Origin of the sequence: uncultured Algoriphagus sp., assembly GCF_963974835.1 — a bacterium.
In the GTDB taxonomy this organism is placed as follows: Bacteria; Bacteroidota; Bacteroidia; order Cytophagales; family Cyclobacteriaceae; genus Algoriphagus.
In genome coordinates this window covers 215,516-234,140 of the sequence record NZ_CAXBET010000005.1, presented here as the reverse complement: position 1 = coordinate 234,140, position 18,625 = coordinate 215,516, and the positions used below count along the sequence as shown (strand labels likewise).

The 18,625-nt window shown below is 41.7% G+C and carries 14 protein-coding genes; 5 read left to right on the top strand and 9 right to left on the bottom strand.

The window, feature by feature from the left end; genetic code table 11:
- Window positions 1–16 precede the first annotated feature (16 nt).
- A complete protein-coding gene (gene surE / locus AACZ73_RS12370) occupies window positions 17–748 on the top strand; it encodes a 5'/3'-nucleotidase SurE (RefSeq protein ID WP_339878217.1) in 732 nt (243 codons plus the stop codon).
- A 175-nt stretch (window positions 749–923) separates the two neighbouring features.
- Here surE and AACZ73_RS12365 read toward each other — a convergent pair whose 3' ends face one another.
- Window positions 924–1,772 (bottom strand): SDR family oxidoreductase, encoded by an 849-nt coding sequence (locus AACZ73_RS12365; protein ID WP_339878215.1) that lies wholly within the window; start codon window positions 1,770–1,772, stop codon window positions 924–926.
- A gap of 31 nt (window positions 1,773–1,803) precedes the next feature.
- Complete coding sequence (locus tag AACZ73_RS12360; RefSeq protein WP_339878213.1) at window positions 1,804–2,052, bottom strand: Rho termination factor N-terminal domain-containing protein; 249 nt, start codon at window positions 2,050–2,052, stop codon at window positions 1,804–1,806.
- Window positions 2,053–2,244: 192 nt separating this feature from the next.
- On the opposite strand from AACZ73_RS12360, the gene mscL reads away from it, so the two are divergent.
- Window positions 2,245–2,718 (top strand): large conductance mechanosensitive channel protein MscL, encoded by a 474-nt coding sequence (gene mscL / locus AACZ73_RS12355; protein ID WP_339878211.1) that lies wholly within the window; start codon window positions 2,245–2,247, stop codon window positions 2,716–2,718.
- A gap of 57 nt (window positions 2,719–2,775) precedes the next feature.
- Window positions 2,776–3,762: a nucleoside hydrolase gene (locus AACZ73_RS12350; protein ID WP_339878209.1), complete on the top strand. Its 987-nt coding sequence runs from the start codon at window positions 2,776–2,778 to the stop codon at window positions 3,760–3,762.
- Window positions 3,763–3,777: 15 nt separating this feature from the next.
- On the opposite strand, the gene AACZ73_RS12345 is transcribed toward AACZ73_RS12350, so the two are convergent.
- From AACZ73_RS12345 to AACZ73_RS12330, 4 genes are all read right to left on the bottom strand, one after another.
- Window positions 3,778–5,445 carry a glucoamylase family protein gene (locus tag AACZ73_RS12345; RefSeq protein WP_339878207.1) on the bottom strand — a complete coding sequence of 556 codons (1,668 nt, stop codon included), beginning with the start codon at window positions 5,443–5,445 and terminating at the stop codon, window positions 3,778–3,780.
- Between the two features lie 79 nt (window positions 5,446–5,524).
- Window positions 5,525–7,009, bottom strand: coding sequence for a RagB/SusD family nutrient uptake outer membrane protein (locus AACZ73_RS12340; protein ID WP_339878206.1), 1,485 nt, complete (start codon window positions 7,007–7,009; stop codon window positions 5,525–5,527).
- A 13-nt stretch (window positions 7,010–7,022) separates the two neighbouring features.
- Window positions 7,023–10,037, bottom strand: a complete 3,015-nt coding sequence (locus tag AACZ73_RS12335; protein ID WP_339878204.1) for a TonB-dependent receptor — start codon at window positions 10,035–10,037, stop codon at window positions 7,023–7,025.
- 265 nt (window positions 10,038–10,302) lie between these two features.
- On the bottom strand, window positions 10,303–12,183 hold the full coding sequence (locus AACZ73_RS12330; protein ID WP_339878202.1) for a 7TM diverse intracellular signaling domain-containing protein: 1,881 nt from the start codon (window positions 12,181–12,183) through the stop codon (window positions 10,303–10,305).
- Window positions 12,184–12,408: 225 nt separating this feature from the next.
- On the opposite strand from AACZ73_RS12330, the gene AACZ73_RS12325 reads away from it, so the two are divergent.
- Together AACZ73_RS12325 and AACZ73_RS12320 are read left to right on the top strand one after the other, a co-directional pair.
- A complete protein-coding gene (locus tag AACZ73_RS12325) occupies window positions 12,409–13,749 on the top strand; it encodes a cytochrome ubiquinol oxidase subunit I (protein ID WP_339878201.1) in 1,341 nt (446 codons plus the stop codon).
- A gap of 11 nt (window positions 13,750–13,760) precedes the next feature.
- Window positions 13,761–14,771: a cytochrome d ubiquinol oxidase subunit II gene (locus tag AACZ73_RS12320; protein ID WP_339878199.1), complete on the top strand. Its 1,011-nt coding sequence runs from the start codon at window positions 13,761–13,763 to the stop codon at window positions 14,769–14,771.
- Between the two features lie 10 nt (window positions 14,772–14,781).
- Here the strand turns inward: AACZ73_RS12320 and AACZ73_RS12315 are convergent, their stop codons facing one another.
- The 3 genes from AACZ73_RS12315 to AACZ73_RS12305 form a co-directional block, all read right to left on the bottom strand.
- Window positions 14,782–17,004 (bottom strand): molybdopterin cofactor-binding domain-containing protein, encoded by a 2,223-nt coding sequence (locus AACZ73_RS12315; protein ID WP_339878197.1) that lies wholly within the window; start codon window positions 17,002–17,004, stop codon window positions 14,782–14,784.
- 3 nt (window positions 17,005–17,007) lie between these two features.
- A complete protein-coding gene (locus AACZ73_RS12310; protein WP_339878196.1) occupies window positions 17,008–17,472 on the bottom strand; it encodes a (2Fe-2S)-binding protein in 465 nt (154 codons plus the stop codon).
- A 278-nt stretch (window positions 17,473–17,750) separates the two neighbouring features.
- Window positions 17,751–18,539: a glycerophosphodiester phosphodiesterase family protein gene (locus AACZ73_RS12305; protein WP_339878194.1), complete on the bottom strand. Its 789-nt coding sequence runs from the start codon at window positions 18,537–18,539 to the stop codon at window positions 17,751–17,753.
- Window positions 18,540–18,625: the final 86 nt, after the last annotated feature.

The following is an 18,625-nucleotide window of genomic DNA, read 5'->3' as shown; positions in this document are numbered from 1 at the left end:
ACTAATCTGAAAGACTATGAAAATTTTGATCACAAATGACGATGGGGTATATAGCCCTGGGATTTTAGAGTTGGCGCAAGTGGCGTCAGAATTTGGTGATATCCGTATCGTGGCCCCAGATGTGGAGCAGTCCTCGATGGGTCATGCAGTGACTGCCACCAGACCTCTATCTTATAAAAAAACTCAGATAGGCGAATTCGATGCTTATCGGGTTAATGGAACTCCTGCAGATTGTGTGTCACTCGGAAGCTTCCACTGGGATAAGGTGGATGTGGTCCTTTCAGGAATAAATTTAGGACCAAATCTAGGCAATTCGATGTGGCATTCGGGGACACTCGCAGGGGCAAAACAAGCCGCATTATTGGGCATTAAAGGTATTGCGTTGAGTACTCCCACTCAAACTGAGGAGTATGACTTCTCTAAAATGAGACCTTACATCAGACAGGTATTGGAGTATCTGATCAGTGAAAGAGGACCACAATTAGTCAATGTCAATTTCCCTTTTGCACCCGTAGGCATCGCATGGACAAGGCAGTCTGTACGTCAATACGACGGTTTGGTAAAGCCTTCGGAGGATCCTATGGGTAGAAAGCACTATTGGTTTACGGTGGTGCCATTAGAAAATCCGGACGAAGGAACTGATAGGTATGCGATGGGTCAAAATTTGGTGTCGATGACTCCACTTAGATTGGATCTGACTGACGAAAAGCAACTGAAAAATTTAGCAGAAATGAATATTTTCAGTTGAAGGATATAATGGATTCCTTAATTTCTGGGGTAGAATTTTCCTTATTTATGGAATCCATGCTACATGGTTTATTTTTATTTGTAAAAACTAACTCGGAGTAGCTATAAAAATGGGAATGAAATTGACGCTGTAGGCTTTTTTCATTCCCATTTTTAATCAGAAAATCTTAAATTTTTTATCCACCAACTATTTCACCTCCATTCACATGGATAAATTGTCCGGTGATGTATGAGCTATCCTCGCTAGCTAGGAATACGTAAGCTGGAGCAACTTCGCTGGGTTGACCTGCTCTTCCCAAAGCCGTGTCCTGACCAAATTCTGTCACGTCATCGAAAGTTGCGGGGATCAATGGTGTCCAAATCGGGCCAGAGGCCACACCATTAACGCGTATCTTATCTTTGGCTACCATAAGTGCAAGTGATCTGGTAAATCCGACTATAGCGCCTTTGGTACTTGCGTAGTCCACCAAGTGCTCACTTCCACGATAAGTGGTCACCGAACTGGTGTTGATGATCGTGTCTCCAGGGGAGAAGTGATCCATAGCGAGTTTAGACAGATAGAAGAAGGAAAATATATTTGTTTCGAAAGTTTCCTTTAACTGCTTGCCAGTGATTTGCTGAAGAGAATCCTGAGGAAATTGGATAGCAGCATTGTTTACAAGGATATTCAATCCTCCAAGTTTTTTCACACAGGAATCAACTGCTTTTTTGCAGAAAGCCTCTGACTTGATATCGCCTTTCAATAGAAGGCATTTTCTTCCTTCTTTTTCCACCATTTTCTGGGTGTCTTTAGCATCTTTTTCTTCGCTGATATACACTATTGCCACATCTGCACCTTCTCTGGCGAAATACACTGCGACACTTCTTCCTATGCCGCTATCGCCTCCCGTGATGAGCGCTACTTTATCTTTCAGCTTGTCAGAGCCCTTATAGCCTTCCCGGATGACTTCCGGTTCCGGTACCATTTTAGATTGCTGCCCGGGAAGGGACTGTTTTTGGTCTTTAAATTCTGTTGGTTTTTTCATGGTTTGAGTGGTTTAGTTTTTAATTATTTATTCAGGAATTCCGTAGGGCGGAGATTAATTGCTGTTTACTCATTTTACTTCTGCCTTCTATTCCGATTTCTTTGGCTTGGTCATAGAGTTCCTGTTTGCTCCGCTCATTATATTTGTCAGCCTTGCCGCCTTTTTTTCCCGAGTTGGGGTCGTTTGCTATGCGTGCAGCCTTTTGCTTACTCATTCCTTCTTTCCGTAGTGCCTCATATTTTTCATCATTTTTGATGCTTGGTCCATGGTCCTTTGTCATGATAGTGTACGTTTAAGAGTTAAATAATTGATTTCTAGTTTTATCAATGCGCCAGTATTTATCTGATTCATTGGTGGCTGATATAGTAATTCCAAAAAAAACGCCGAGATTTTATTTACTTCTCATAGGAATAGCATTTGAATAGATCTGTGGCTATATGCAGGTACAATCAGGATAAAATTGACTGGAAATATGAAAATCAAATTATTTAAAGAGTTTAAAGAATTTGCCATCAAGGGCAATATGATCGATATCGCAATAGGTGTGATCATCGGTGCGGCATTTAATAAAGTGGTCGATGTGCTTGTAAAGGAGATTTTCCTTCCGCCCTTATCATTCCTTACCAACGGGATTAATTGGGAAAATAAAAAGATTGTCCTACGTGAAGCCGTGACTACGGAGGGTGTAGTGCATCCTGAGGAAATAGCGATAGGTTACGGGAAGTTGTTTGAGGCATCGGTCGATTTCCTGATTATCGGATTTACAGTCTTCTTGGTAGTAAAACTGATGAACACCATCCGGAAGAAAGCGGAAGATCCTAAAAATGAAACGGTCACTACCCCGAAAAATATTGAGCTACTGAATAGGATCTCTGAACTTATGGAAAGGCAGGTGCAGCTGCTGGAAAGAAATGGGAATAATTCTGATTTGAAAAAGACTGATTAAATTAGGTATGTCTGAAATTGATTTCTTACAATCATATATTTCTAAACCTTACCCACAATGAGCTCAAAGTCTATTTCAATTCTACTTGTATTTTTTTTCATTTCTCTGATTTCTTACGCTCAGTCCACTAATCCTGCAAAAGTGATATTTGATACGGATATGGGACCTGATTATGACGATGTCGGGGCTATAGCCTTACTGCATGCATTTGCTGACCAAGGCAAAGTAGAAATTCTGGCTACTATGGCAAGTACAAAATACGAGGGAGTTGCCGGAGTATTGAATGTGCTGAACACCTATTTCTTAAGAGAAGATTTGCCGATCGGGGTTCCTACAGGAAATGCCATCACAAAGCGGGATTGGCAGCACTGGACAGATACATTATTGGCAAAACACCCTCATCAGATCCTCAGCAATAGCGAAGTGCCAGATGCAGTTGAGCTATATAGAAGGCTGCTTGCCGAGCAGCCGGATGGAAGTGTGACCCTGATTACAGTAGGATTTTTTACAAATATTTCGAATTTACTTCAATCGGAAGCTGATGAGTATTCCCCTCTTGATGGAATTGAATTAGTGAAAAAGAAAGTATCTAAAATGGTCAGTATGGCTGGTTATTTTCCTGAAGGTTCGGAGTTCAATGTAAATCAAGACCCTGAAGCATCGATTTACGTTGTAGAAAATTTTCCAAAACCAATAATTTTTAGCGGATTTGAAATAGGAAAGCAAATTCACACTGGGATTCCCTTAATCACCAATAGCAATATTGAAAACAGTCCTGTTAAAGATGCTTTTTCGATAGCTATACCCATGGCAGAAGAAGACAAAAACGGCCGTATGAGTTGGGATCAGACGGCCGTTTATGTAGCATGTTTGGGCTATGAGAAGTTTTTTACATTAGAAGAAGGTAAAATGTCTTTAGCCGAAAACGGATATAATACATGGGATAAATCCGGGAAAGGCCAGTATAAATTAGTTGAAAAAAGTAACATGATGGACATTGAATCAGAGATAAACTTCCTGATGATGCATCTGCCTGGAAAGTAATCGCTGGATGGCAGCTTACTTTATGTCAGAACTTTCAAAACCCAACTTCTTCAATCCTTCCTGAATTTCCGGTGCTCCCATAAATAATTTCCAGCCTAGCCCAGTTCTGTAATTTTCTATCATCGCCACCATCGGACCTTGATCTATTGCCAAATATCTAGTGGGATAGTAGTCGTGCTCTGGGCTCATCGCATCGTAAAAGCCATATCTTCCGAGTACTTTTTTGCCATAATTGTAATAAAGATTTTTGATCACTTTCATGGATTCCTCAGGAGTGTATGGAATAGATGAAATGGCGGCGGTAGGGGAAATTACGCCAGTATCATTTGCTGGAAAATGAGCGTTGTATCCATTAATGGAATAAGAGGCGGTAAGTCCCCAAAGGTCTTCTCCATATCCAGCAAACCCTTCTGGGTTTTCCAGAACATGTGCCCTGTTGATGAGTGTATGGTTTGTATTTAGTTTCTGGTAATCAGCATATTGATCTTTCAGACCCATTGGGTTAAGCCCGAGATAGGAGTAATGTGCCCAGAAAAGTGGGCCTCCCTTATCTTCTGCACCATTATGCTTTAATATCAAGTCATAACCAAATGCTTTTTTATCAGATCTGATTGCCCCGCTTCTTGCCCAGCCTTTATGATAAACTTCCGGATCAATGCTGTGAGTAGGAGAGGATGCTGCGAGCACATAAGTGATAAGGCACTCATTGTATCCTTCCAGCGGGAAATTCATATCCCAGGCATACTCAGGCGACCAGTGCCAATAGAGCACATCCTGTCCATCCCGGGTATACCAAGTCCAGTCCATTTCCTTCCACAGTTTATCTATTCTTTCAGCAACGGCCTTTTGTCTATCGTCTCCTCCCTTATAATACTCGCGCACTGCAATCAGGCTTTGCATCAGAAAGGCGGATTCCACTAGATCTCCTCCGTTATCTTTTTGACCGAAGGGCTGAACCTTTGCAGTCTGCCCATTAATCCAATGTGGCCAGACTCCTTTGAATTTGTCAGCTTTTTCCAGAAAACTTACAATCTTTTCGAATCGGGCAACGCCTTGTTCTTTAGTAATCCAGCCTCTTTCCATTCCGGCGATCAATCCGAAAATCCCCATTCCTGATCCGCCGGTGGTAACAACGTGTGCATCGTTCTCAGGATAGTCTCCGTCTATGTGGATTCGCTCTGGGCCCATTCCCGAATTTGGTTCAGCGCCTTCCCAAAAGTATCGGAAGGTGTAGAATTCCACCATATCCAAAAGCTCCTCATCTGTCATTTTATGGGTTTTGGTTGCAGCTCTTCCTACGATGATAGAATCCTCTCCAGAGTAGGCCCTGACTTCGTAGTTCAGATCCAGCTCCATCCCAAGATCATTTACAAAATCAAGGTAAATTGTGTCTTCTAAAACTGCCCTTCTCGTATAGTGATCATCGTCCATACTAACCCAAACCCCGTAGGAATCGGCCTCAGGTGATTTATTCCAAGCGAGTTCTACGTGGATGTCATATGGGGTGGCTTTGATGTTATCGGTTTTTTCTTCATTTTTTTGGCAGGCAAAGGAGAAGCTAACCAATACCAATAAGGCGAAGGGGTTTTGAACATTCATCTGTTTATTTTTAATGGTCAGATGGAGTCTCGCAACATTGAAAATCATTTTATGAAGTAGTGCTTGAATAATGCTCGATTTCATAGCTTAAAAATTGGGTGATTCAGTGAAAATGGAAATAAAGTAGACTCCCGCCCCAGCAAGAAGGCAGGAGTCAAGGGGCTTAATACCCCGGGTTTTGGATGATAGACCCCCCGCTAATGTCGATTTCGGACTGAGGAACAGGATAGACTTCATGCTTGCCTGGAGTCCAGGTGATTCCCAGCTCTGAAAAAACTTCCTGCGCTCTTCCTTGTCTTACCAAGTCGAAATATCTGTGCTGCTCCATCGCAAGCTCTACACGTCGCTCATGATATATATCCTCCCTTAATTCAGCCTGAGTTGTCACTGTCAAGTCTGGCAGAATTTCTTCATTACCTTGACGGGCTCTTTCACGCACCATATTGACATATACCAAAGCTTGGCTAGGATTTCCGATTTCGTTAGCAGCTTCTGCTGCAATCAACAACAAATCGGCATATCTGAATAGGCGGATGTTTGCCCCGCTATTTCCAAATCCAGATGGTGGTCTCTCAGGAAGCCATGCTTTTCTGCTAAATCTTGCATTTTCGCCCATGTTAGGATCTGCCTCTACTACCTCTCCAGATGGCAAGGTATCACCGTCATTGATGATGGTTGCTGTCAACCTTGGATCATTCTCCTCGAAAGCTGCCATCAAATCATCAGACGGGCCATTGAATCCCCAGCCGTTGTTAGGATTTCCACGGATTCCCTGTACCTCATTGAACTGCGATCCGCCGCCTCCAGCCTCGAGCGCCACGGTGGACACTTCGAAGATGCTCTCCGAAGAATGTTCTCCTTCTCTTCGGAAAATCCCTTCGTAATCTGGATAAAGTTCATACTCACCGCTTGAAATTACTTCCTGAGCCAAATCATAAGCTTCCTGGAATTCGTTTTGGAAGAGATGGACTTTTGCCAAAAATGACTTAGCAGCACCTGCCGTCGCGCGACCTAGTTCCGATGCTTCGTACTCAGATTTTTCTGGAAGATTAGCTGACGCAAATCTTAGATCCTCTTCGATGAATTCATATATTTCCTCTTTAGAAACCCTGGACTGAGCGTACTCATCAGGGTTAAGGGGACGATCGATAAGCGGAAGGTCTCCATAAGTTCTCACCAAAAAGAAGTAGAAATAGGCTCTGAGGAATCTTGCTTCACCAATCAATCTCGTTTTTAATGCTTCATCCATATCTATTTCAGGTACATTTGCAACCACCTGATTTGCACGGAAAACCCCCTGAAAATATCCTGACCAGATACCATTTACTGCTGTATTATTTGCATCAAAGGTGAAATCATTTATATCCTGAAGGAAACCGGCATCTCCTGGCACTGAACCCTTATCCGCATCATCCGAAGCGATGTCAGTGATTCCTATGTATGAAAACACATGCACGTTGAAATTTCGAAGATGTGAATAAATGGCATTGACAGCCTGTGTTGCCTGCAGTTCGTCCTTGAAGAAGTTTTCTGAAGTAAGCTCACCAAGTGGCGCCTTTTCCAAATAGTCTTCGCAGGAAATTAGACCCACACTTAATAAAATGCTTAGGCCTACTGCTGCTATTTTATAGTTAATCTTATTTTTCATGGTTTGATTGGGTTTAGAAGCTAGCTGAAATACCGACGTTGAAAGTTCTGGCTACTGGATAAAGACCACTGTCATATCCTGTCCCAAGTACATCTCCACCTCCAATTTCAGGAGTATAACCTGAGTATTTGGTCCACGTGAATACATTCGTGCCAGATAGGTAAACCCGGAAGTTTTGAACCTTGATCTTGCTTAATGCGACTTCCTGGAAATTATATCCAACTTGGATATTTCTCAATCGAAGGAAAGAACCATCTTCTACAAATCTGTCTGAGACTTCATAGTTGTGTCCACCATTCGTAACTCTAGGTTCAGAATTGCTTGTTCCCTCGCCAGTCCATCTTTCTAGGTAGCTTGTTTCAAAATTATAAGTGTTGAAACGGGTTTGTTTTTTGGCGTTGTATATCTCGTTGCCATAGGTTCCGTTAAAATCAGCACTCAAATCGAAACCTTTGTAGTCAAATCCAAAATTGAAACCGAAAATCAGGTCTGGAATGGGACTTCCAAGGATTACTCGATCATTGTTGTCTACCGTGCCATTCCCGTCGGTATCTTGGTAGATCAGGTCTCCAGCTACTTCTGGACCACGGGTAGGGATGGATGACAATTCAGATTCGTTCTGAAACACACCTACAGTTTTATAACCATAGTAATGACCGATAGATTGTCCTACTATCGTTCTGGAGCCTAAGTAGCCACTGATTCCTACGGCTCCGCCGAAAATGGCTTCATTGCCATCTCCCAAATCCAAAACCTTATTATTTACTGTAGAGGCTACGATGCCGAAGTTGTACCCAAAGTCTCCTTTCTGGTCTCTCCAATTTAACGTCACGTCTACTCCGGAGTTTTTCACGCTTGCAGCGTTTATTACCGGATTATTGGCAGAGCCTACATAGGATGGGATCGGAACTGAAACCAGTATATCATTGGTCTTCCTCGTGTAATAATCTAATTCACCAGTCAGTCTTTCATTAAAAAACCCGAATTCAAAACCTATGTTTGAGGTAACTGTTTCTTCCCACTTAATGAATGGATTAGCCAATCTGGTCAGTGTAGCTCCATAAATCAACTCTTCATTTTCACCGAATACTGCATTCTGATTTCCTGTCACGACAGGTCGCCCTTCGTAAAATGCGATTTTGTCATTACCTATCTTACCCCAGCTACCACGGATTTTCAAGTTGGAAAGTGCGTTTTGATTCTGAAGAAATCCCTCTTCGATGATGTTATATCCAAGTGCAATAGATGGGAAATTTCCATATCTGTTTTCCTTTCCAAAGCGGCTAGACCCATCTCTTCTGAAAGTACCTGTGAAGAGAAATTTGTTTTTGTAGGTATAATTAGCTCTGAAAAGATAGGAGAGCATAGCCCAGTCACCGGCAGAATTGGAATTGGTTTGAGTAGTAAGTTCACCGGCATTCAGGTACCAAAGTGAAGGGTCTTCGCCTGGAAGATTTCTTCTACCTCCAGATAAAGTTTCGGTATAGAAATCCTGTGTGGTAATACCTGCAAGCAAGTTCAATCTATGATCTTCCCACTCTTTGCTGTAATTCAGTGTGTTTTCCCAAAGGATATTTCTATTTCTTAGGTTTTCTACATTGACCGAGTTCTCAGGGTTTTGCTGAGTAGGAGATACGAAATATACCGGGGTGAATGATTTCGTGTCCTGAAATGCCAGATCCAAACCAACATTACTGCGGAAAGTGAAATTCTTAAGGAATTTTACATCCATAAAGAAATTGCCCACTCCACGGTAGTTATTTGTCTGGTTATTTGAGTTGTATTCAAATTGCGCAGCAGGATTCCCCACCGGAGCTGTGTTGGTATAACTTCCGTCCGGTTGAGTTGGATCAAAAATCGGATATGCTCTATAGGCGTTCCCGATTACTCCTGGCTCATTTTGCTGATTGTAATAAATAAAGGAAAGATTGTGCCCGAAGGTCACTGCATCACTAAGTTTATATTGGTTGTTCAACCGGATAGTCAGCCTTTCATATTCAGATTCTTTGACTACACCCTGTTGGTTGAAATAGTTGGCACTTAGGTTGAAATTCGTTTTTGCCGAACCACCAGAAGCACCCAAACTCACATTGTTAATAGCAGCGTTTCTGAAAATATAATCCTGCCAGTCAGTTCCTTCATTGTAATCGTTGACATTGTATATGGGTTGATTCCCTACATTTTGCTCCAGCTCATTAGCCAATTGAGCAAACTCACGGGCATTGACAAAATCGATCTTGTTAGCTACTTGTTGCACACCTGTATAAGCGTCTACGCTTACTTTGGTATCCGTATCAAATGATCCTTGTTTAGTAGAGACTATGATCACACCATTTGCACCTCTGGAACCATAGATAGCAGTGGCTGAAGCATCTTTTAAAACTTCCATGGATTCCACGTCATTGGGATTCAGGAAATTGATGTCGTCAAGCAACATTCCATCTACAACATAAAGAGGAGAAGAGTTATTTAAAGTACCTACGCCACGAATACGAACAGTAGATCCAGCACCTGGTGCACCAGAGTTTTGGGTGATTTGTACACCACTCACGCGTCCTTGAAGTGATTGTGTAACATCTGATACAGGAAGTCTGCTGATGTCCTCAGACTTCACACTGGAAATGGCACCCGTCAGATCACTCTTTCTCTGGAGACCATATCCGACGACGACAAATTCATCTAAGTCGCCCAAATCTTCCTCCAGTGTAACATCAATCGTAGATCTACCACTGACAGGAGATTCCATGGTTTTGAATCCGACAAAAGTAAATGCCAGGACTGCATCTTCAGGAACTTCTAATGAATACTTACCATCCAGGTCAGTTACAGTTCCGGTAGTGGTTCCTTTGATAACCACATTTACTCCAGGCAGTGGTTGTCCTGAAGAATCGAGGACTGTTCCCTGGACGGAAACATTGGTTTGTCCAAACGAATCATGGACGATAAATAATGAGAATAGGAGGAGGGTAATAATTAAATACTTGCTGTGATGCCAAGCAATTTCCCTCTCAGGTAGCAATTTTTCCATTTGGCTAGTTGGGTTAGGTTATAGTTTTCTAAACAATGCCTGAGGATATTCCCAAGCATTGAATGAAACTAGCACAGTATAGTTCTAGCCTAAAGTATTTGATTCGAAATCGATTGAAAATGCTGATAAAAATCATAGAATACATTTAGTCAATTCCTGCTTTAATTTCATGCAAAAATGGGCTATCTGATTTATTTAAGCACTTTTTATAAACTTGATCACGCTTTGTTATCAGGAATTGAACATCTCTTGAAATTGCCTAAAATCAGTTGAGTTCGTGGGATCTTTCCAACACGATATCCTCCCAATCTGGATGATGAATTCCTTTCATTTCAAGTTGCAATTTCACTTTCACGCGAAAGCTACTGATAGCATTTACACGAAGGTCTAGGAGTTGGGAAAGCTCTTCCAAGGTGAGTTTGTTGTGCTCAGAAATTACCGTGTAGGATAGATAGAACGCTTTCTCAATAGGAATGCGGATTCCATGAAAAATAGTGCCTGCTGTAGCAGACTCAATATGTCCGCATCGGGAGCATCTACGGTGAAAAATCTTCGAACTCTTCGAGAATTTGCCGTAGTCACAAGCTTTACAGCTAAAGCCATTTTCCCATTTAACCTGCTCAAGGTAACGTAGGCATGAGGTTGAATCCGGGAATATCTTTTGGAAATCTGTATAATTCAAACGCTTATTGGTGATTCTAGCCTGAAGGTTTTCTTTGATCTGGGACTTTAACTTCCAGATATCCTTATCGAGCATAGAATTCATACGTTTGATTTCCTCGTCTTTTTCCAAAATCTGCTGATTGTAGGTAAGCAACAGTTGGTTCTTCTTAGCAAGCTCCTCAGTTCGTTCATTCACACGCTGCTCCAGTTCGCGGTTTACCTTGTCTTTGAGCAGGGCATTGGCTTCTGCCTGCCGTAAAGATCTTAATAATGCCCGGTCACGATTGTCTTTCAGGATTTTCACCCTATCTCCCAGCGCTAATGTGAGTAGCAGCATTTCCATCAAAAAAGCGATATGAAGACTGTAATAGAGTATAGTACTGTGCGGAATGATAGCGGTATGAACCATAGCTTTCAGCGCCACTCCCAAAAACAAAATTCCATAGGCTATCACAAAGAGTCTTGCGACACTGTAGCCCTTTACTAACACATAAATACTTGAAAAGAGAATGAGGAAAAAAGGGATGATGTCATAAATCTGTATCTCGAGCAAGGCCGGGAAAAACGCAACTCCAGTAAGAAAAAGAATTGTTTTAGCAAGTAAAATTACTTGAAAATAACGATGCATGCTGGGGAATCTCCTCTTCAAATTGAGGAAGTGAGTGGAGAAAAGCAACGCAAACATCACAATCAAATAACTGGAAAGTCCAGATATAGGCTGGTTCCATTCGGGATGGTTGGGCCATAAATACTGGAAAGCTATTCCATCTACACAAGCGGCAAAAATTCCTACGCTCAATAAGTAAAAGACGTAATACAAGTATTTTACCTCTTTGATGGCCAGATATATCAACCCGTTGTAAAGGGAGATGATCAATATCATCCCATAGAATATCCCATAAAGAAAGTACTCATTTAATGCATAATAAATGAAGCGGTTGTATGATCGAAAGGCGATCCTTACATCTGCTTTTTGAGAGGATTTAATTTTGAAATAATAGGTGTCAATTCCTGAAGTTTGGTTTGCTACAGGAATCTGAAAATTCTTATGCGAGAAAACACGATCTCCGAATGGAGCCTGATCACCTAATTTTAATTCCTTAAATCCACCATCCGTAGGAATATAAGCAGTTATATGATCTATGGTCTGATCATAAAATTCCAACAACCATTGCTTATTACTTTGAGGTGTTTTCTGAATTGCGACCTTCACCCAATAGGTTTTGTCAGTTGAGAATTGATGCTTGGTAAAGTCTGAATTGATCTTAAGCTTTCCCGAAATTGGATTGGAAAGGATATCAGCTATTTCAAGTTCATTGCTTTCATCTTCGTAGAAGGTAAGGCGGTCAATCGCATAGATTCGCTCGTCCAGCTGATCATTAATTTGAAATGTATAGCTGGAAGTTTGACTAAAGACTGTGGAAGAATAGCTAAGGAGAAAAGCAGACAGCCCCAAGACAACTCTTCGGTAAAGCTTAGACATAAAGTATTGGGTTTATCCTGAAAAAGGCACAAAAACAAGACCTGATTTTTTAGATTTTTCCGGTAAGGAATTATCATGACTAAAGTTTCAAAAGGTTCTTTATCAAATTTGAAACTTCATGATTTAATTCAATAAAAGTCAATTTGTTCTTTATCCCTGATCTTTTGGGACTATTTTTACCTCTTCATTAGTGCACAATTGAGGACCTAATTTTCTATCGAATAAATGGATGATCTTATAGCAGCACGTTCACAGATGGCCCTCTCCATGGCCTTTCACATTATTTTTGCCTGTATCGGTATGGTAATGCCATTTTTCATGGCTACTTCCCATTACAGCTATTTAAAAACTAACGATTACCATCAGAAAGAATTAACAAAAGCATGGAGTAGAGGGGTTGCTATTTTCTTTGTGACTGGCGCTGTTTCCGGGACCATGCTATCTTTTGAGTTGGGATTACTTTGGCCGGAGTTTATGCTTCATGCCGGGCCGATTTTCGGAATGCCTTTTTCGCTGGAAGGAACTGCTTTTTTTATTGAAGCCATAGCCTTGGGGTTTTTCCTATATGGCTGGGATAAATTTAACAAATGGTTTCACTGGTTTACGGGAGTGGTAGTAGGTGTGAGTGGTTTAGCATCCGGAATTCTGGTGGTGGCAGCAAATGGCTGGATGAATAGTCCGAGAGGTTTTGATTATGTGGATGGAAAATATATCAATATTGATCCCATCGCCGCACTTTTCAATGATGCATGGTTTACCCAGGCGCTGCACATGACATTGGCATCCTTTGCAGCAACTGGTTTTGCAGTAGCTGGGATTCATGCACTTATGCTGATTAAAGGGAAAAACAAAGTTTTTCATTGGAAAGCTTTTCGCATCGCCATTGTATATGGCGGAATTGCGGCCTTGCTCCAACCCATCTCCGGTGATATTTCTGCCAAGGATATTGCAGTGCGACAACCGGCAAAATTGGCTGCTATGGAGGCTCATTTCGAAACTACAAATAGTGCTTCTCTACTAATTGGTGGCATACCCGATGCAGAAAAAAGGGAGGTGAACTACGGAATAAAAATCCCTGGAGCACTGAGCTTTTTGGCACATGGGGATTTTGAGGCAGAAGTGATGGGATTGGATCAGATTCCGGAAGATGAGCAACCGCCAGTGATGATCACTCATTTTGCTTTTCAGATAATGGTAGGCTTGGGCATGCTAATGATGGGATTAAGTATTTTGTATTTTTTTTCTATCTGGAAAAAGAAACACTGGCAAGAAAAACGCTGGTTTCTTTGGCTCTTTGCATGTGCTACACCCTTGGGGTTTTTAGCCGTGGAGGCAGGTTGGACTGTAACAGAATTGGGTAGACAGCCATGGATTATTTATGGCTTTATGAAAACAAAGGATGCATTGACACCGATTCCGGGCATACAGGTGTCCTTTCTGATTTTTACTGCGGTATATGTTTCTCTATCTATGATTGTAGGCTTTCTATTGTTCAGGCAAATTAGAAGTCTGCCTAATATGGAGGGAAATCAATCCTTAGAAAACCAATCTTCCACTATTCATTAAATCCTGAAGATATGCTCTATGTAGTCATCGTTTTCCTGTGTCTTGCGATCCTGATGTATTTACTTCTAGGAGGGGCTGACTTTGGTGCGGGAATAGTGGAATTGATCACTCCTAATGCGGTTCGGTCGAAAGTTCGTACAATAACCTACAGAACTATAGGTCCGATCTGGGAAGCAAATCATATGTGGCTGATCATTGCGATTGTGATTTTGTTTGTAGGTTTTCCACCTATTTACACCATGCTTTCGGTTCACCTACACATCCCCCTTGTGCTGATGCTGTTGGGGATTATCGGTAGAGGAACAGCTTTTATATTTCGCCACTACGATGCTGTGAAGGACGACATGCAGCGGGTGTATAATTTGATTTTTACATATTCCAGTTTTATCACTCCATTTTTCTTGGGAGTAATAGCGGGAGCAATGGTTTCTGGGCAAATAGATCCAAATGCGCCAGATTTCTATAGCGCTTACATAGGATCATGGTTGCATCTATTCAGTATATCCGTAGGAATTTTCACTGTAGCTATCTGTGGTTTTTTGGCCGCAGTGTATCTAATAGGTGAGGTAGAAGATGAAAGTATCAAAGCGTTGTTTATTCAGCGGGCGAAGGTTTTGACTTTTCTTACATTTATTTCAGGAGGTCTGGTATTTCTGGCTGCGGAGATAGATGGGTTGAGCTTGACCAAAGAAAGATTTACAGATTGGGTGAGTTTAGGTTTCTTGATAGTAGCCACTGTTTGTCTATTGGTTCTATGGAGATACCTGCGAAGAGGTCATAAAAACTTATGCCGTCTCTTGGCGGGTTTTCAGATCAGTCTCATTTTGGTCTCATTTGGCTATCACTATTTCCCTGATTTTATCATCGTAAAATCAGGCGAAAACCTAAGCCTTTTCAATTCAGCTGCAATGGGACTTCCAATGGAGACATTGGGTTGGGCACTTCTTCTCGGAAGTTTACTGATTCTGCCTTCTTTGTTTTATCTTATCTACAGTTTTCAGCAAAGGCCATCATCGCTTTAATGTTATTTCTTTATTGATTGAGGATCTTTTCTGCTGTTATGGGTAGATCGTATATACGTTTGCCACATGCATTATAGACCGCATTCGCTATCGCGGCTCCAGTTGGAGGCATAGATACTTCTCCTCCTCCTTCAGCAGCTAATTCTGGCCGGTCGATCATAGCTACTTCTACCTCAGGAATGTCAGAAAATCTGAAAATAGGGTATTTCATCCAATCTGAACTTGTGATCCTATTTCCTTCAAAAGTCACTTCCTCTTTCAGTGTCCAGCTGGCAGCCTGAATCATGCCTCCTTCTATTTGGTTGATGATTCCATCGAGATTGATGATTTCCCCGACATCTACAGCTGCCCACATTTTAAGTAACTTAACTTCACCGGAAGTTTTATTTACACTTAACCTGACTGCGGTGGCAGAATATGCCGACGTGTTTTTGTAACGCGAGAAAGCATAGCCGATTCCTTCGCCTTCCCTCAAATTCACTGAGCTGCACATTTCCTGAATCTTTTTGATTGTGGCGATTGCTCTTTCATCATCCAAATGTGCCATGCGGAATTCCAATGGATCCATTTCTGCTTTTTCAGCTAGTTCATCCATAAATGACTCTATGGAAAATACATTGGTATATGAACCCAAACTCCTTAGAGACGATACCCGCAATGGCCCATCAAAGAAATGCGCATTCACCTGCATCGTTGGGATGTTGTAATAAGGATCTGCATTTCTATGTCCTCCTCCTAAATATCCCCGTCCTTTTAGCTGAGCCGGAGGATTCAAATATCTCGTATTAAGAAGGGTCGCTGGGTCGCTATCAGGTCGCATGCTATGGGAATCTGTCCAGACATCCGATTTCCAGGTTTTGATGGTGCCAGCTTCATCTAGACTTGCCTCTAACTCCATGATCATTGCTGATCCATAGGGATCCCAGCTATGTTCGTTTTGGCGAGACCACTGAACACGAATATGCTTGCCTGGATATGCCAATGCTAGAATTGAAGCATCGGCGGCGGCATCATCAGCAGTGCTGTGCCCAAAACATCCCGCGCCGGGAACAGCTATTACATGGATTTTATTCTCTTCTATTTTAAGCATTCCCGCGATAGCTCTTCTCATGGGATAAATGCCTTGGCTGTGTGACCAAATATGTAGAATCTCACCATCGTACATCGAAATCGCGCAACCCGGACCAATAGAACCGTGTTTTAGGTAGGGCTTAGTATAAGTGGCTTTAAATGTTTTTGAACTGGCAGGAGTAGTAGTTGCATCGCCTTCATTCTTAATATTTTGTGGGTGTTCGGCGATGGATTTCAGATAGAGATAGATATTTTTCTGATCCGGAAATGATGGACTGGCAGACCATTCGGAATGCTCTTTCAAATACCTTTCTGCTTTTACAGCCTGATATTCTTTTTCGGCAATAACTCCTAAAAAACTGCCATTTACCACCGTTTTTATCGCTCCCGCAACTTCTGAGGAAAGTCCACTATCACCTACTTTTGTCAAAGTAGAACCGTATCCCTCCGGGCGTACAACGCGCGCATGTACCATACCCGGGAATCTCAAATCCTGGATGTAAACTTCTTCACCACGAACCATTTTAGAAATGTCGTTTCTTGGAATAGGCTTGCCTACGTACCTATAGCCTGATTTTAACTTTACAGGAACAGGCTTGGTTATTTCCATATCTATTTGCAAACCATCCAGTATTTCGGAAAAATTTAGTGATTGAGTGCCGTTTTTGGTCTTTACAGTTCCATTGTAAAAAATAAGATTCTCAACTCCTGTTTTCAGCTTGGGGCTGGCCAATTCCAACAATTTTTGTCGTGCAGTGGCAGCAGCATAACGTACCGACATGGCGCTATTTGGAATAGAGCTGCTTCCGGCAGTATATCCTTCATCAGGAGTTACTTCTGTCTCTGCTAAGTGAACTTCAATTTGGTTTAGCTCCATGTCTAGCTCTTCCGCAGCCACTTGCCTGATAGCCGTACGTATTCCCTGACCCAGTTCCACTTTTCCGGAAAAAACCATTACGCGGCCGTCCTGCAAAACTTGAAGCCAGGCATTTACCTTATTGGCATTTCTTAGGCTCCCCGGAAGATTACCATCATAATTTACCCTAGCGGCGATTACAGGATCCTGCCCTGGAAAAACGGTACTGAGTAGAGGGAAACCAACGCTGAGATAGCCTATGTTTTTTAGAAATTTTCTTCTGGAGGTTTTAGGAAGTTCGACCATTTCTTATTGACTTTTTGCGCAGCGTTTTACTGCTTTGATCATTCTGCTATGCGCGCTGCAGCGACAGAGATTTCTTTCCAGAGCTTCTTTGATTTCTTCTTCATTAGGATTGGGGTTTTCATTAAGAAGTCCCACTGAAGCCATGATAATACCATTCAGGCAGTAACCACACTGGGCAGCTTGCTCTTGGACAAAAGCTTCCTGAACCATATGAAGCTTCCCATTTTTATCTGCCAAACCTTCCAAGGTAATAATCTCGGAATCATCCACTGATGATACTGGCCTGATGCAACTTGGCTCCGCCTTTCCATCTATCAATACCATACATGCACCGCACTGGGATAAACCGCATCCGAACTTAGGTCCATTCAGTTCCAAATCATTGCGGAGAACATATAGAAGTGGAGTATCTGGTTCAGAATCAACAGCTATTTGGGAACCGTTGATGGATAGGGTGTATTGAGGCATAGGATATTGCTTTGGATTCTAAGATATAAAATTGAAAAGGCAAATGAATAATTTACAACCTTAAAATAGGTTAGAAATACGCAATGGCCAATACAATACCAGAGCGAAAAGGGGCTAAAGACTTTGAGTGGTAACCGAAAATTCTTCTGAAAAGTAAGATAGGAAACATTTCTTCTCACAACCATAAAGCAATTATTGGTGCTTAAGGAATTGCAAATATTAAGCTTAACCGGATTGGTTTTGTATAAGTCTTCTGGATTACAAAGAGAATATTCAGACTATTTATTCTCTCTTTCTTGAATAAGTTGTAAGAGCAATTCAGGCTCATCGGTCGTGATAAAATCAGGTTCTTGATCCAATAGCCAGTTCAAATCTTCAATGGAATTAACCGTCCATGCATTCACCGTCAGCCCAAGATCTTTTGCTTCTTTGATCCATTGAGGATTCTTTTTCAGGAGGTTAATATTGTAATCAAATCCAAAGAATCCGGCTTCTTTAAGTTCTGCCGGAGTTTTGTCTCCATTCAAATATGCAACATTGGCTTCAGGGTCCATTTCCATAGCTTTTAGGCCACCCTCATAACTGAAAGTAATGTAATCCACCCATTTTTCCGCTTTCATTTTCTTTACTGCTAGTACGGACTTTTCTGCTACTTCCTTGCTTCGCGCTATTGATATTTTTGAAGGTTTTATTTCGAAAATTAGCTTTGTTCCCTTTTGCTTTTTACCAGCTTTCAGGTATTCCTCTACCGTAGAGAGCTTCTCGCCATTTTCATGTTTCTTATTCAGGAGTTGCTCATAAGTGGATGTTTCGATTTCCATTCCTTCAAAATCCGCGTCGTGATTAACTACCAAAACTCCATCTGAAGTCATCCACACATCAAACTCAGAACCTTCGCAACCAAGTTTTACAGCTTCTTTCAGGGAAGCAATTGAATTCTGTGGATTGCCCTGTGCTTTCCATGCCCCCCGATGTGCGATCACTTTGTTTTTGTGAAAAGACTTCTGGGCAAATGAAGCAGTACTGGCCACTAGAAAACTGAGAAGTGTGAAAAAAGCGAATCGCATAGCTATGGGTTTTAAATTTACTTACTCTCCAAAAGTAAATAATGAGGACTAATGAACTATCCCGTTTGAAATAATTCATAATAACT